Consider the following 14,527-nt stretch of genomic DNA (forward strand, 5'->3'; position numbering starts at 1 on the left):
AGTAACAAGCGGTCCTGTGGTTGCCAGAAAACCAAGGAAATGACAGGGTTGCCGGCATTTCCGAATCGGTGACCCGTGATTTCCGCCATGCGTATCCTGCACACCTCTGACTGGCACCTCGGCCAGCATTTCATGGGCAAGACCCGCCAAGCCGAACACCAGGCCTTCTGTGCTTGGCTGATCGAACAGGTGCGAGAGCATCAGGTGGATGCCGTCCTCATCGCCGGGGACGTGTTCGACACCGGCGCTCCGCCCAGCTACGCCCGTGAACAGTACAACCAGTTCATCGTCGAGCTACGCGCTACCGGGGCCGAACTTGTGGTGCTTGGCGGTAACCATGATTCGGTGGCCATGCTAGGGGAAAGCCGCACTCTCCTGGCGCAGCTCGACACCCAGGTGATTCCCTCCGTTGCTGAAGCGATCGAGGAGCAGGTGCTGGTGCTGCACCGCCGCACCGGCCAGGTGGGTGCAATCCTTTGCGCCATCCCGTTCATCCGGCCGCGCGACGTCCTCCAAAGCCAGGCCGGGCAGAGCGCGGCGGACAAGCAGCTTTCGTTGCAGCAGGCAATCCAGGGACATTACCAGGCGCTCCACGCCCTGGCCGAGCAGCGCCGCACCGAGCTGGGTGGCGGGCTTCCGATCATTGCCACCGGCCATCTGACCACAGTGGGCGCCAGCGCTAGCGAGTCGGTGCGGGAAATCTATGTTGGCGCCCTGGAAGCCTTCCCCACCAGCGCCTTCCCGCCGGTCGACTACATCGCCCTCGGCCATATCCATCGACCGCAGAGGGTCGGTGGTCTGGAGCACATCCGCTATTGCGGGTCGCCCATTCCGCTGTCGTTCGACGAAGCGTGGCAGCAGAAGGAAGTACTCCTGGTGGAGCTGGACAGCATCGGTCTGCACCGAGTGGAGGCGCTGCCGGTGCCACGTTTCCAGGCACTGTATTCCGTGCAGGGCGCCCTCGACGACCTGCCCGCGCACTTGGCCGAAGTCGCCAAGGAGGGAACGCCGGAACGCCCAGTGTGGCTGGAAGTGCTGGTGACCAGCGATGACTACCTCAGCGACCTGCAAACCCGCCTGGCCGCGCTCTGTGAGGGCCTGCCCGTGGAAGTGTTGCGTATCCGCCGTGAGCGCGGCACCGCCCAGCCCAGCCTGCAGCGCCAGGCGCGCGAGACCCTTGACGAACTCAACCCGGAGGATGTGTTCGAGCAGCGTCTTGGCAGCGAAACGCTTGAAGAGGGGCTGGAGCTGCGCCTCAAGGATCTGCATCGCCAGGTGCTCAATGAGCTTCAGGAGGGGCAGGCATGAAGATCCTCAGCCTGCGTCTGAAAAACCTCAACTCGCTGAAGGGGGAGTGGAAGATCGACTTCACCGGCGAACCCTTCGTCGGTAACGGGCTGTTCGCCATCACCGGGCCCACCGGCGCCGGCAAGACCACCTTGCTGGATGCCATCTGCCTGGCCCTCTACCACCGCACGCCGCGCATGAGCACGGTGTCGGCCAGCGCGAACGAGCTGATGACCCGTCACACCGCCGAGTGCCTGGCCGAAGTCGAGTTCGAGGTGAAGGGCGTCGCCTATCGCGCCTTCTGGAGCCAGCGCCGCGCCCGCGACAAGGCCGACGGCGGCCTGCAGCCGCCGAAGGTGGAACTGGCCCGGGTGGCGGACGGAGAGATTCTCACCGACAAGATCAACGACAAGCTCAAGCAGACGGAGAGCCTCACCGGCCTCGACTTCGAGCGCTTCACCAAATCCATGCTGCTGGCCCAAGGCGGCTTCGCGGCCTTTCTGGAAGCCAGTGCCAACCAGCGCGCCGAGCTGCTGGAGGAGCTGACTGGCACCGAAATCTATGGCCAGCTTTCTCAGCGTGTGTTCGAACGTACCCGTGAGGTCAAGGTTGGTCTGGACCAACTGAAAGCCCGCGCCGAAGGTGTAGAGCTGCTGGATGAGCAGACCCGCGCAGGACTGCAGTCAGAAGCCGTCAACCTGGCGGTCGAGGAACAGCGGCTCAGCATCCGTCAGGCGGACCTGCAGCGGCAGCGCCAGTGGCGCGATGAGCTGGACAAGGCCGAGGTCCGCCAGCGCGCAGCCGAACAACAACGCGAGGCGGCGCGCCAGGCTCTGGAGCAAGCTCGACCGCAACTTGCGCGGCTGGCCGCCAGTGAGCCGGCCAGTCAATTGCTGCCGGTGTATCGCGACTGGCAGCGGGCCCAGCAGCAACTGACCCAGGGCGAAAGCGAATTGCGGGTTACGCGCCACGAACTGCAGGGACTGGCAGAGCGGATTCTTGAACAGCTATGGCAAGGCGCACAGCTCGGCGGCCAATGGGTCCAGGCACGTCAGCAGGCGCTGGATGCCTTGCATGGCCAACGTGAAACCCTGCAACGACGCCTGGCGGAGCAGCCGCATCGGGCGCGCCTGGGTGAGTACCTGGGGGGCTGGCGTGCGGAGTTTGCGGCGCTGGGCCGCGGCCATCGCGAGATTTCCGACCTGCAAGGCACAGCGGCGGAACTGGGCCGAAAGACCGCCGAGCTTGGCGATCGTCTACTGCAGGCGCGCAATACGCTGGACGCAGTCCGCACCGAGCATGCCCAGGTCCAGCAGGAGGAGATCGAGGCGCAAGCGAGCCTTGATGCGCTGTTGGTCGGGCAAAGTGACGCAGCCTTGCGTGACCAGTGGCAGCAGCTGCTGGAGCAAGGCAGCCAGCTCGAACGCCTGGAGCAGCTGTCCCAGCAACGTCGGCAACTGGCGGAGCGGCAGGCGAAGGCCCGCGAGCAACTGCAACCCTTGCAAGCGGAGCAGCGCGAACTGGGGGGCAAGCGAGATGCCCTGCGTCGTCGCTTCAGCGAGCTCAAGCAGCAGATCGCCGACAAGGAAAAACTGCTGGAGCAGGAACAACGCATCCAGCAACTGGAGGCCTACCGCAGCGCCTTGCAGCCGGGCGAAGCCTGTCCCCTGTGCGGGTCCTTCGAGCATCCGGCCATCGCCGAGTACCAGGCACTCAACCTCTCTGCAACCCAGCAGTCCCTGCACGAGTGCAGGGCTGCCCAGGATGCCGTGCGGGCTGAAGGGGAGACGCTGAGCAATCGGCTCGCCAGTCTGGAGGCCCAGATCATCCAGCTCAACGAGTCGCTGCAAAGTGGGGACACCGAGCAGCGGGAATACGTCGAACGCTGGCGGCAACTCTGCCAGGCGCTCGGCCTGCAACTGGCCGATATCCAGGCGTTGCACGACGAGGTCAGGGCTCACTGCGAGCGTAAGACGGCACTGCAGCAGCGGCTGGCACGACTGGATGAACTCAAGGCCGCCCTATCCTCTGCGCGGGACCGGCGCCAGCAGCGGGAGAAGGCCCTGCACGACTGCGGCAGTCAGTTCGCCCTGCTGGAAAAGGATCAGGTCGGATTGCAGCAGCGGACCCAGGACAATGCCTTGCAACTGGCACAGCGCCTCAATGAGCAGCAGCAGACGCGCCAGCAACTGGCGGACAGCCTTTCGGTGCTCGGCTATGCCTTGCCGGACGAAGGGAACGTCTGGCTGGCCGAGCGCGAAGCCGAGTGGCAGCAGTGGCAGCAGGACCAGGCTGCCAGCCAGCGCCTGGACGGCCAACTGCGCGACCAGCAGCATGCCCTGGAGCAGGCAAGGGAGCAGGCCAGTATCTGGCAGGTGCGTTGGCAGGCGTCGGGCCATGCCGGGCAATCCGCCATCGCACCGGTGGACGATCCACAGGCCGCGCTGGCTGCGGTGCAGGCCGAGCTGGAGGCGGCGCAGCAACGCCTGAACCAGCTCAAGGGCAGCGAGCAGAGCCAGGACCTGCGTGTGCGTGAAGCCAGGTATGGCCTGCAGCTGCAACTGGATGCCTGGCGGGCAGGGGTGGAGGCAAGTCCTTTCGGGGACGAAGCAGCGTTTCTCGCAGCTTTGCTCGATGACAGCGAGCGCAGCACCCTTCAGGCCTTGCAGCAACGGCTGCAGCGCGAGCTGGGCGACGCCCAGGCCCTGCTGGCGGATGCCCGTCAGCAGGTCGAGCAACTCCAGTCGATGCCGCAGAGCGAGCTGATCCGGGAGGACTTGGAGCAGCAGTGGCAGGCTCTGGGCGAGCAGGCTCGGCTGCTGAGCCTGCGGCAAGGCGAAATTCGCGCGCAGCTTTCCGGTGATGAACTGCGCCGGCAGAGCCAGCAGGCGCTGTTCGCCGAAATCGCCCAGCAGGAAGCTGACTACGACCTCTGGCAGCGCCTCAACAGTCTGATTGGCTCCGCCGACGGTGCCAAGTACCGCAAGTTCGCCCAGGGCCTGACCCTGGATCACCTCGTCTACCTGGCCAACCAGCAGCTGCAGCGCCTGCACGGCCGCTACCAGCTGGCGCGGCGCAGCAGCGGTGAGTTGGAGCTGGAGGTGATGGATACCTGGCAGGCGGACGTGGTGCGTGATTGCAAGACGCTGTCCGGTGGAGAGAGCTTCCTGGTGAGCCTGGCGCTGGCTTTGGCGCTGTCCGACCTGGTCAGCCACAAAACCAGCATCGACTCACTGTTCCTCGACGAAGGCTTCGGCACCCTCGACGGCGAGACCCTGGAAGTCGCCTTGGACGCACTGGATGCGCTGAACGCCAGCGGCAAGATGATCGGCGTGATCAGCCACGTCGAGGCCATGAAGGAGCGAATTCCGGTTCAGCTCAAGGTGCACAAGGGCGTGGGTATGGGCTATAGCCGGCTGGATGGGTGTTTCGCGGTTGGTTGATTGGGCAGACCTGTGGTCTGCTCAGCGATTGAAATCGCCCCTACAGGAAAAGCACGACGGTTCAGTGCGCACGGGCCGCTCCCCTCTCCTTTTCAGGGGAAGGGACTGGGGGGGAGGGTAGGTGGCCTCGACTGGGACTTCCTGAGGCAGACCTGCAGCCTGCCTTTGCGAATGAATTCGCTACAAGGTTTGCCGCCAGGCACTCACTTCCAGCGCGCCTTGCGCCAGGCCTCGCGCTGGCCGGAATCGAGAAAGGTCCAGGCGACGAAACGGCTCTGCTTCTGCCCCTGGGCCATTTCCACCACGTGCATCTCGACGACGCCGGCACGCTTCAGTCGCGCCTCCAGCCCCGGCAGATTGCCGCCCTTGGATACCAGGCTGCTGAACCAGAGCACCTGTTCCTTGAATTGCGCGCTTTCGTCCACCATCCGTTGCAGGAAGCCCGCTTCACCGCCCACACACCAAAGCTCTGCGCCCTGGCCACCGAAGTTCAGCACCGGCAACTTGCGCGTGGGGTCGAGCTTGCCGAGGTTCTTCCACTTGCGCTGGCTGCCTCGTGCGGCCTCTTCCTGCGAGCTGTGGAAGGGCGGGTTGCACAGGGTCAGGTCGAAGCGCTCACCGGGCAGCAGCAGGCCTTTGAATATGTGCTTCGGCTCGGTCTGCCGGCGCAGTTCGATGCTGGTCGTCAGCTGGTTGGATTCGACGATGGCGCGGGCCGAGGCCAGCGCTGTGCCATCGATATCCGCTCCGGTGAAATGCCAGCCGTATTCGCTATGACCGATCAACGGGTAGATGCAGTTGGCGCCGATGCCGACATCCAGCGCCTGGATGCCCTTGCCGCGCGGAATCTCGCCGCCGTTGTCGGCGGCCAGCAGGTCGGCGAGGCCATGCAGATAGTCCGCGCGGCCTGGAATGGGCGGGCAGAGGTAGCCAGCCGGAATGTCCCAGTGGCGGATGCCATAGAACTGTCGGAGCAGGGCACGGTTGAACACCTTCACCGCTTCTGGATCGGCGAAGTCGATGCTTTCCTTGCCGTAGGGGTTGGTGATGACGAACTGTGCCAGCTCCGGGCTGCCCTGAATCAGCTTGGGAAAGTCGTAGCGACCCTGGTGTCGGTTACGCGGGTGCAACAGGCCCTTGGTGGTGGGCGATTTGGCGGCTGATGGGCGAGGGCGCTTGGGCGGCTGGGGCATGATGGTTGGCGTCGAGGAGTGAAAGCGCCGCATTTTCCCACAGCCGACGTTATTGGTGCGCACCATCCTACGAGATGTGCAGGGCACGGCCCAGGTAATCGAAAAACAGGCAGTAAAGGGCAATCGGCAACGGCAGGCCGAGCAGGGTCCCGCCCAGGTAATGACGAAAGCGTACGCCGCTGAGGCTGAGGGCATAGTTGAGCGCTGGCACGGTCTGGAACATCACCCGCAACGATGCGACGACCAGCACTGGGCGTTCGTCGAGGTGGGCGATGATGCGCTGCGCCAGCTGGTTGTCGAACTGGCGCAGTGCATCGCCGCCCAGCAGGCGGATCAGCAGGAAGGTGCAACAGCAGGAGAAGGTCGCCGCTACGTAGGTCGCCAGGCCTCCCCAGAGTCGCCCCAGGGCCAGCACCGCAGCGGCGAGGAAGACCCAGCCGGGGATCTGGATCAGGTTGCCCAGCGCGAACAGCAGGGCGAATAGCACCACCCCCCAGAACTTGTGAGCCAGCAGTGCATCATGCAGGTACTGCAGGCTCAGGTTTTCGCGCAGGCCGCTGAACTGGAAGATTGCCAGCAACACAGCGAGGGTAAGGGCCACCAGCAGCAGGCGCCGGTACTTGTCCATAGCGGTCGCTCCAAGGCTTCCCCTTCATTGAAGTCCATCCAATCCGGCGCGTCGCCACCCCTCAAAGCGGAAAGATCAGCGGCACCAGGAACACACTGACGATCATTACCAGCAAGGTAAAGGGCACCCCGACTTTGACGAAGTCTCCGAAGCGGTACTGGCCTGGGCCGAGCACCAAGGTGTTCACCGGCGAGGAAACTGGAGTCATGAAAGCTGCCGACGCGGCCAGGGCGACGATCATCGCGAACGGATAGGGCGAAGTGCCAAGCTGCTGGGCCGTGGCGATAGCGACGGGAGCCATGAGCACCGCAGTGGCGGTATTGGAGATGAACAACCCTATCAGTGCGGTGACGATGAACAGGCTGGCCAGCATCGCGTATGGCCCGGCGCCGCCGAGCACGGCAACCAGGCCTTTCACCGCGAGGTCGATGCCACCGGTCTGTTGCAGGGCGTGGGCAAAGGGCAGCATGCCGACAATGAGGATCAGGGTCGGCCAGTGAATGGCGCGGTAGGCGCTGGCCAGGTCGATGCAGCGGAACGCACCCATCAGCAGGCAGCCGATCAGTGCGGCCATTACGTTAGGGACCAGGCCGCTGACCATCAGGCCCACCATCACAGCCAGGCTGAGCAACGCATAGGGCGCCTTGCGCGCAGTTGGCGCGACTTCGTCGACTTCAGCCGGCAGGCTCAGCACCAGGAAGTCGCGGCTCAGCCCCTGCAGGCGATGGATGTTCTTCCAGTTTCCGGCCACCAGCAGCATGTCCGAGGGCTTGAGTTTCTCATCCACCAGCACGCCTTCCAGCGCTACGCCATGGCGGCGCAGGCCCACCACATTGAGCTTATGCTGACTGCGAACGCCCAGCTCCAGGATGGTCTTGCCGGGAAGCGTCGATTCTGGTGGCAGCGCGACTTCCGCCAAGCCGAGCTCATGGGCGTGCAGACTGAAATAGGAGGTGGCCAGCGGCATGGGCTCCAGCCCCAGTTGCTGGTAAACGCCCAGCAGGCCGATGGTCGGGCTGGCCAGATCCACCAGCAGCACATCGCCGGGCTCCAGCAGGGTGTTGCCCGTTGCCATCAATAGCAACGTGCGGAATTTGCGCTGACGTTCGACGCCGATCACGTTGATGCCGTATTGCCGGCGCAGCTCCAACTCGTTAAGCGCCTGCCTGGCCAGGGGCGAGTCAGCCCGCACCTTCAGGCGCCGTTCTCGCTCGTTGAGCCTGTAGGCTGCGGCCAGGTCGGAGAGGGTCAGGCGGGGTGGGGCCGCATCGGCGTCGATGCCACTGCGAGCCAGCCAGCTCCGCGTTAGCAGCATATAGCCGATGCCCAGCACGAGGACTGCGAGTCCGATGGGCGTCAGGCTGAAGAAGCCGAATCCTTCCAGGCCGGCGCGGAGCAACTCGCTGTTCACCACCAGATTCGGCGGCGTGGCCACCAGGGTCAGCATGCCGCTGATCAAGCCGGCGAAGGCCAGTGGCATCATCAGCCGAGCCGGGGCGATTTTCAGCCGCGCGGCAACGCCAAGGGCAATCGGGATGAAGATCGCGACGACGCCGGTGGAGCTCATCACCGAGCCGAGGCCTGCGGCCGAGAGCATCAGCAGGATGAGCAGGCGCGTTTCGCTGCTGCCGGCCCGGGCTACCAGCCAGTCGCCCAGGCGGTAGGCGATGCCGGTGCGCACAAGACCGTCGCCGATGACGAACAGCGCTGCGATCAATACCACGCTGGGGTCGCTGAATCCGGCGAGCGTCTGTTGGATATCGAGCACGCCGGTCATCGGCAGGGCAACGATCACCAGTAATGCAACCACATCCATGCGTGGTTTGTTCAGGACAAAAAGCGTAACGGCACCGAGCAAAAGGCCCAGCACGATGAGCAGATCCAGATTCAAGCGTGACTCCCAGTTCCTTGCAGGGGCGGCAGTCTGTCAGGGATAACCCAATACGGCCTTGATCTGATGCAGGTTAGCGGCGATCCAGCGCTTGTCGATGGCGCCCCAGTCACGAATCACATAATGGCCTGCATTATTGCGCGCGCCTTCGTCCTGCTCGAAGTGGCAGTCGATATCCAGGTCGGCGAGCGCCAACAGCGTGTCCTGTGCGGTGCGACGGGGCATGCCGGTGGCCTCCATCAGCGCTGGCACGCTGGCTGCGGTGCTGCTGTCGATCAGCCAGGCGACGTAAAGGCGGCGGTAGAAGCTGGTTTTGGTCTTGCTGGTGTCCATGGGCGGTCCTTGCGACAAGGGCGGTGGAAAACGCTACGTGATTTTCCACCGTATCGGCAGGATGGACGACGCTCTTTTCGTCCACCGAATAGGGGCCGAAAAGCACAAGGCCCGCATTACAGATTGTGTGAAAACTGCTGCGCTCGGTTATGCGGTGTTAGAACCAGCCTAACCTTCGCTCGCGACGTTTCACGCGGTCTGATCAGCGGACCTCGTGGGCATTACAGGCTGGCGATCTTGCCGCGCTGTTCGGCGAGGTTGGCCAGGGCCTGCTCGGCCTCGGCCAGCTTGGCGCGCTCCTTCTCGATCACGTCGGCCGGGGCCTTGGCGACGAAGCCTTCGTTGCCGAGCTTACCGCCAACGCGCTTCACTTCGCCTTCCAGGCGCTGGATTTCCTTATCCAGGCGCGCCAGTTCGGCGTCTTTGTCGATCAGGCCTGCCATAGGCACCAACACCTGCATGTCGCCAACCAGGGCGGTGGCGGACATCGGGGCTTCCTCGCCGGTGGCGAGTACGCGGACGGTCTCCAGCTTGGCCAGCTTCTTCAGCAGCGGCTCGTTCTCGGTCAGGCGGCGACGGTCTTCGTCGTTGGCGTTGACGAGGATGATGTCGATGCGTTTGGCCATCGAGATGTTCATCTCGCCACGGATCTGCCGCACACCGAGCATCAGCGCCTTGACCCAGGCGATGTCGCCTTCGGCGGCGGTGTCGATGCGCGCTTCATTGGCCACTGGCCAGGGTTGCAGCATCAGGGTGTCGCCACTCTTGCCGGCCTGGGCCTTGATGCGCTGCCAGATTTCCTCGGTGATGAACGGCATGAAGGGGTGCGCCAGGCGCAGAGCCACTTCCAGCACGCGGATCAGCGTACGGCGGGTGCCGCGCTGGCGCTCGATCGGGGCGTTCTCGTCCCACAGCACCGGCTTGACCAGCTCCAGGTACCAGGCGCAGTACTCGTCCCAGACGAACTCGTAGAGGGCCTGGGTGGCGAGGTCGAAGCGGAAGGCTTCCAGGTGACGGGTGACTTCCTGCTCGGTCCGTTGCAGGGCAGAGATGATCCAGCGGTCTACCGAGGACAGTTCGACCGGAGCGCCGGCCGCCGGCTCGTCGTTGACGCCAGTGTCCTGGCCATCGGTATTCTCGATGACGAAGTTGGCGGCGTTCCACAGCTTGTTACAGAAGTTGCGGTAACCCTCCACGCGGCCCATGTCGAACTTGACATCGCGGCCGGTGGAGGCCAGCGAGCAAAAGGTGAAGCGCAGGGCATCGGTGCCGTAGCTGTTGATTCCTTCGGGGAACTCGGCGCGGGTCTGCTTGGCGATCTTCTCGGCCAGCTTGGGCTGCATCATGCCGCTGGTGCGTTTTTCCAGCAGGGTGTCGAGGTCTATGCCGTCGACGATGTCCAGCGGGTCGAGCACGTTGCCCTTGGACTTGGACATCTTGTGGCCCTGGCTGTCGCGCACCAGGCCATGGACGTAGACGGTCTTGAACGGAACCTGCGGGGTGCCGTCTTCGTTCTTCACCAGGTGCATGGTCAGCATGATCATGCGGGCGACCCAGAAGAAGATGATGTCGAAGCCGGTGACCAGCACGTCGGTGGGGTGGAAGGTCTTGAGGAACTCGGTCTGTTCCGGCCAGCCAAGTGTGGAGAAGGTCCACAGGCCAGAGCTGAACCAGGTGTCCAGCACGTCCTCGTCCTGTTCCAGGGGGGTGTCGCCCAGGTTGTGCTTGGCGCGGACCTCGGCCTCGTTGCGGCCGACGTAGACATTGCCTTCTTCGTCGTACCAGGCCGGGATGCGATGACCCCACCAAAGCTGGCGGCTGATGCACCAGTCCTGTATGTCGCGCATCCAGGAGAAGTACATGTTTTCGTACTGCTTGGGCACGAACTGGATGCGACCGTCTTCCACGGCAGCGATGGCCGGCTCGGCCAACGGCTTGGTGGAGACGTACCATTGGTCGGTCAGCCAGGGTTCGATGACGGTGCCGGAACGGTCGCCCTTGGGCACTTTCAGCGCATGGTCTTCGATTTTTTCCAAGAGGCCCAGGGCGTCGAAGGCCTCGACGATGCGCTTGCGCGCCTCGAAGCGATCCAGGCCGGCATACTCGGCGGGCAGGCTGCCGTCGACTTCGTGGTTGACGTTGCCGTCCAGGTTGAACACTTGGGCATGGGCCAGCACCGCAGCGTTCTTGTCGAAGATGTTGATAAGCGGCAGGTTGTGGCGCTTGCCGACTTCATAGTCATTGAAGTCGTGGGCCGGAGTGATCTTCACGCAGCCGGTGCCGAACTCGGGGTCGCAATACTCATCCGCGATGATCGGAATTCGACGACCCACCAGCGGCAGCTCAACGAAGGTGCCAATCAGGGATTTGTAGCGCTCGTCTTCCGGATGCACGGCTACGGCAGCGTCACCGAGCATGGTTTCCGGACGGGTGGTGGCGACGATCAGGTAATCCTTGCCGTCGGCAGTCTTGTGGCCGTCGGCCAGCGGATAGCGCAGGTTCCATAGGCTGCCTTTCTCGTCGTGGTTCTCCACTTCGAGGTCGGAGATGGCGGTGTGGAACTTGGTGTCCCAGTTGACCAGGCGCTTGCCACGGTAGATCAGGCCATCTTCATGCAGGCGTACGAAGGCTTCCTTGACCGCTTCGGACAGGCCCTCGTCCATGGTGAAACGCTCGCGCGACCAATCCACGGAGGAGCCGAGGCGACGGATCTGGCGGGTGATGGTGCCGCCGGACTGCTCCTTCCATTCCCAGACCTTTTCCAGGAATTTCTCGCGGCCGAGGTCATGGCGGCTGATGCCTTGGGCACCCAGCTGGCGCTCCACCACCATCTGGGTGGCGATGCCGGCGTGGTCGGTGCCCGGCTGCCACAGTGTGTTACGGCCCTGCATGCGGCGGAAGCGGATCAGCGCGTCCATGATGGCGTTGTTGAAACCGTGCCCCATGTGCAGGCTGCCGGTGACGTTCGGCGGCGGGATCATGATGGTGTAGGGCTCGCCGGAACCTTGCGGGGCGAAGTAGTTCTTGGACTCCCAGGTTTTGTACCAGGAGGTTTCGATGGCGTGGGGCTGGTAGGTCTTGTCCATGGTTCGGCGGGGACCCTAGAAGGCAACTAGTCGGGAAAACCGGAGAGTATAGCGGCAACGGGCCGTCGAAAGAATTGGCGCACGCGTTCGGTGCGCGATGAACGGGGTCGAAGGCGGGGGAGGCGCAGGTTGTGTAGGAGCCAGCTTGCTGGCGAAGGCGCTTGCTTCGTTCGCGAGCAAGCTCGCTCCTGCAGGTGGGGCGGCGAGTGGGAGATCACCGCTTGGGGTGAGCCAGCAGGTGGGCCATATGCGCTTCGAGACGGCGTTTCAGCTCGGCCTCGATCTGCGGGACGAAATCGTCGATGACGTCCTGGAGAATTGCCTGTGCTGTGGCGCGGAGCTCAGCATCCAGGTCGGCAGGTTCAGCCGATGCATCAGGCTCCAGGCGGTTCCGGACGGTATCGACCAGCGGTTGTAATAGCGGTGGCTCGGGGGCTGGCTGAAGCGGTGCGGAGAGTGCGGGCTCGATGATGTCCGAGAGCAGGGGAATGCCATCTGCTTCGAGGGGATCGGTGAGCAGGGGCGGTTCATTGCTGCCCGGCTGGTCGAGAAGGGCACGGATCGACTCGAGATCGTCCAGCAGGTGCGCAGGCTTAGGAGGCTGTTTCGGGGTTTCCATGGATAGCACGATCAGAGTTCGACTCGTTTTGGATCATAGCCCCGTTGGCGGTAGGCGCGGAAATTCTCCCGGCAGGCGGCCAGCAGGTCGGGTTCCTGGTTGACGATCTCGATCACCCGGCTGAAGCACTCGATGTGTGGGGAGATGCTCGGGTTCAGATTGATCAGCAGGCCTTGCTGGATCGCTGGCGCCTCATCGAGGGCGAGCACGACCGGGGCTTCGGCATCGTCTTCATGCAGGTCGTGAGGGATGAAGCTTTCGGCCCGAAAACGCCACAGGAGCTGGTCCAGCTCGTCACGCTGGGCAACGTTGGCGCAGCGCAACATGACCGGGAGCCCATGACGCCAGCCCTTGGCGGCCAACTGGCAGGCCGCGCGGAGGCGGTCTGCCGGGTTGGCTGAGGAGAGGACATAGAACTCTATCCTCACTTGATACGGTCCAGCAGGTACTGGGTCAGCAGGGGCACTGGGCGACCGGTCGCGCCCTTGTCCTTGCCGCCGCTGACCCAAGCGGTACCAGCGATGTCCAGGTGCGCCCAGTGGTACTTCTTGGCGAAGCGCGACAGGAAGCACCCCGCTGTGATGGTGCCGGCCTTGGGGCCGCCGATGTTGGCGATGTCAGCAAAGGGGCTGTCCAGCTGCTCCTGGTATTCGTCGAACAGCGGCAGCTGCCAGGCACGGTCGTCGGCGTACTCGCCGGCCTTCAGGATCTGCTTGATCAGGCCGTCGTTGTTGCCCATCAGTCCGGACGTGTTGCTGCCCAGGGCGACGATGCAGGCGCCGGTGAGGGTGGCGATGTCGATCACCGCCTGAGGCTTGAAGCGTTCGGCATAGGTCAGGGTGTCGCACAGTACCAGGCGGCCTTCTGCGTCGGTGTTGAGGATCTCCACCGTCTGACCGCTCATGGTGGTGACGATGTCGCCCGGACGAGTGGCGCCGCCACTGGGCATGTTTTCGGCGCAGGCGAGCAGGCCGACGACGTTGATCGGCAGTTGCAGCTCGAGCAACGCGCGGAAGGTGCCGAGCACGCTGGCGGCACCGCACATGTCGTACTTCATCTCGTCCATGCCGGCTGCGGGCTTGATGCTGATGCCGCCGGTGTCGAAGGTGATGCCTTTGCCCACCAGGGCGAAGGGTTTGTCGTCTTTCTTGCCGCCCTGATAGTTGAGTACGATCATGCGCGGCGGCTGATCGCTGCCTTGGGCCACAGCCAGGAAGGCGCCGGCGCCCAGCTCCTTGAGCTTCTTCTCGTCCAGTACTTCGACCTTGAGGTTCTTGTGCTCCTTGGCCAGTGCTTTGGCCTCTTCGGCGATGAAGCTGGGGTGGCAGAGGTTAGGCGGCAGGTTGCCGAGGTCGCGGGTAAAGGCCATGCCCTTTGCGATTGCCTGAGCGTGGACGCTGCCACGCTCGACGTCGGCCAGCTCGGTCTTGTCGGCCAGCAGGGTGATCTTTTTCAGGGCCTTGGGCTCGGTTTTCTTGCTCTTGAAACGCTCGAACAGGTAGGTGCCATCGGCCAGGGTTTCCACCATCAGGCGCGCCTTGCCATAGGCGTCGCGGCCTTTGACGACCACCTCACCGAGGGCCAGGGTGGCGTCGCCGCCGCCGAGGCTCTTCAATACACCGTTGACTGCAGCGATCATTTTGCGGAACTGGCGGTCAGAGAGTTCGTGCTCCTTGCCGCTGCCCACCAGCAGCACGCGTTCGGCCTTGAGGTTGGGCAGGCTGTGGAGCAGCAGGGTCTGGCCTGACTTCCCTTGCAGGTCGCCGCGCTTGAGCAGTGTGCTAATGGCGCTTCCGCTGGCAGCGTCCAGCGCCGTGGCTGCTGCACCGAGCTTGCGCCCTTCACCCACGGCGACGACCAGTGTGGCGGTTTTCAGGGTTTCCAGACGGGCGCTTTTGACGAGGAATTCCATGACATGTGTCCCCAAGACAAAGAGCCGGTATTGCAGGATAATGCCGGCTATTTTTTCAGTGGCCCGCAATTACGGCGGGCTGGCCATAAAGCGGCTAGTTTGAGCGTAGCCGCCCGAGCCTGACAACCCTGGAGT

Annotated in this window: 10 protein-coding genes; 2 read left to right on the top strand and 8 right to left on the bottom strand. The window is 63.9% G+C overall.

Annotated features, from left to right (window positions below):
• Positions 1-87: 87 nt before the first annotated feature.
• Positions 88-1,308 carry an exonuclease subunit SbcD gene (gene sbcD, locus J7302_RS18900; RefSeq protein ID WP_215378204.1) on the top strand — a complete coding sequence of 407 codons (1,221 nt, stop codon included), beginning with the start codon at positions 88-90 and terminating at the stop codon, positions 1,306-1,308.
• Complete coding sequence (locus tag J7302_RS18905; RefSeq protein WP_215378207.1) at positions 1,305-4,730, top strand: AAA family ATPase; 3,426 nt, start codon at positions 1,305-1,307, stop codon at positions 4,728-4,730. Before sbcD ends, J7302_RS18905 begins: the two co-directional genes overlap by 4 nt.
• Positions 4,731-4,933: 203 nt before the next feature.
• Here the strand turns inward: J7302_RS18905 and rlmF are convergent, their stop codons facing one another.
• From rlmF to J7302_RS18945, 8 genes are all read right to left on the bottom strand, one after another.
• Positions 4,934-5,923 carry a 23S rRNA (adenine(1618)-N(6))-methyltransferase RlmF gene (gene rlmF / locus J7302_RS18910; RefSeq protein WP_215378210.1) on the bottom strand — a complete coding sequence of 330 codons (990 nt, stop codon included), beginning with the start codon at positions 5,921-5,923 and terminating at the stop codon, positions 4,934-4,936.
• A gap of 67 nt (positions 5,924-5,990) precedes the next feature.
• Positions 5,991-6,551 carry a TVP38/TMEM64 family protein gene (locus tag J7302_RS18915; RefSeq protein ID WP_215378213.1) on the bottom strand — a complete coding sequence of 187 codons (561 nt, stop codon included), beginning with the start codon at positions 6,549-6,551 and terminating at the stop codon, positions 5,991-5,993.
• Between the two features lie 61 nt (positions 6,552-6,612).
• Entirely contained in the window at positions 6,613-8,442 is a 1,830-nt protein-coding gene (locus J7302_RS18920; RefSeq protein WP_215378216.1) for an SLC13 family permease, read from the bottom strand.
• Between the two features lie 36 nt (positions 8,443-8,478).
• On the bottom strand, positions 8,479-8,775 hold the full coding sequence (locus J7302_RS18925; protein WP_215378219.1) for a winged helix-turn-helix domain-containing protein: 297 nt from the start codon (positions 8,773-8,775) through the stop codon (positions 8,479-8,481).
• 221 nt (positions 8,776-8,996) lie between these two features.
• Positions 8,997-11,861, bottom strand: a complete 2,865-nt coding sequence (locus tag J7302_RS18930; protein WP_215378223.1) for a valine--tRNA ligase — start codon at positions 11,859-11,861, stop codon at positions 8,997-8,999.
• A 214-nt stretch (positions 11,862-12,075) separates the two neighbouring features.
• Positions 12,076-12,480, bottom strand: a complete 405-nt coding sequence (locus J7302_RS18935) for an FUSC family protein (protein ID WP_215378226.1) — start codon at positions 12,478-12,480, stop codon at positions 12,076-12,078.
• Between the two features lie 11 nt (positions 12,481-12,491).
• Positions 12,492-12,908 (bottom strand): DNA polymerase III subunit chi, encoded by a 417-nt coding sequence (locus J7302_RS18940; RefSeq protein ID WP_215378230.1) that lies wholly within the window; start codon positions 12,906-12,908, stop codon positions 12,492-12,494.
• A complete protein-coding gene (locus tag J7302_RS18945) occupies positions 12,905-14,392 on the bottom strand; it encodes a leucyl aminopeptidase (protein ID WP_215378234.1) in 1,488 nt (495 codons plus the stop codon). The genes J7302_RS18940 and J7302_RS18945 overlap by 4 nt, the downstream gene beginning before the upstream one ends.
• Between the last annotated feature and the right edge of the window lie 135 nt (positions 14,393-14,527).

It is taken from the genome of Metapseudomonas boanensis (assembly GCF_018704125.1).
Classification (GTDB): domain Bacteria; phylum Pseudomonadota; class Gammaproteobacteria; order Pseudomonadales; family Pseudomonadaceae; genus Metapseudomonas; species Metapseudomonas boanensis.

Excerpts from the sequence above, each read along its gene's own strand:
- sbcD (WP_215378204.1), top strand. The coding sequence starts at position 88 with ATGCGTATCCTGCACACCTCTGACTGGCACCTCGGCCAGCATTTCATG.
- J7302_RS18905 (WP_215378207.1), top strand. The coding sequence starts at position 1,305 with ATGAAGATCCTCAGCCTGCGTCTGAAAAACCTCAACTCGCTGAAGGGG.
- rlmF (WP_215378210.1), bottom strand. The coding sequence starts at position 5,923 with ATGCCCCAGCCGCCCAAGCGCCCTCGCCCATCAGCCGCCAAATCGCCC.
- J7302_RS18915 (WP_215378213.1), bottom strand. The coding sequence starts at position 6,551 with ATGGACAAGTACCGGCGCCTGCTGCTGGTGGCCCTTACCCTCGCTGTG.
- J7302_RS18925 (WP_215378219.1), bottom strand. The coding sequence starts at position 8,775 with ATGGACACCAGCAAGACCAAAACCAGCTTCTACCGCCGCCTTTACGTC.
- J7302_RS18930 (WP_215378223.1), bottom strand. The coding sequence starts at position 11,861 with ATGGACAAGACCTACCAGCCCCACGCCATCGAAACCTCCTGGTACAAA.
- J7302_RS18935 (WP_215378226.1), bottom strand. The coding sequence starts at position 12,480 with ATGGAAACCCCGAAACAGCCTCCTAAGCCTGCGCACCTGCTGGACGAT.
- J7302_RS18945 (WP_215378234.1), bottom strand. The coding sequence starts at position 14,392 with ATGGAATTCCTCGTCAAAAGCGCCCGTCTGGAAACCCTGAAAACCGCC.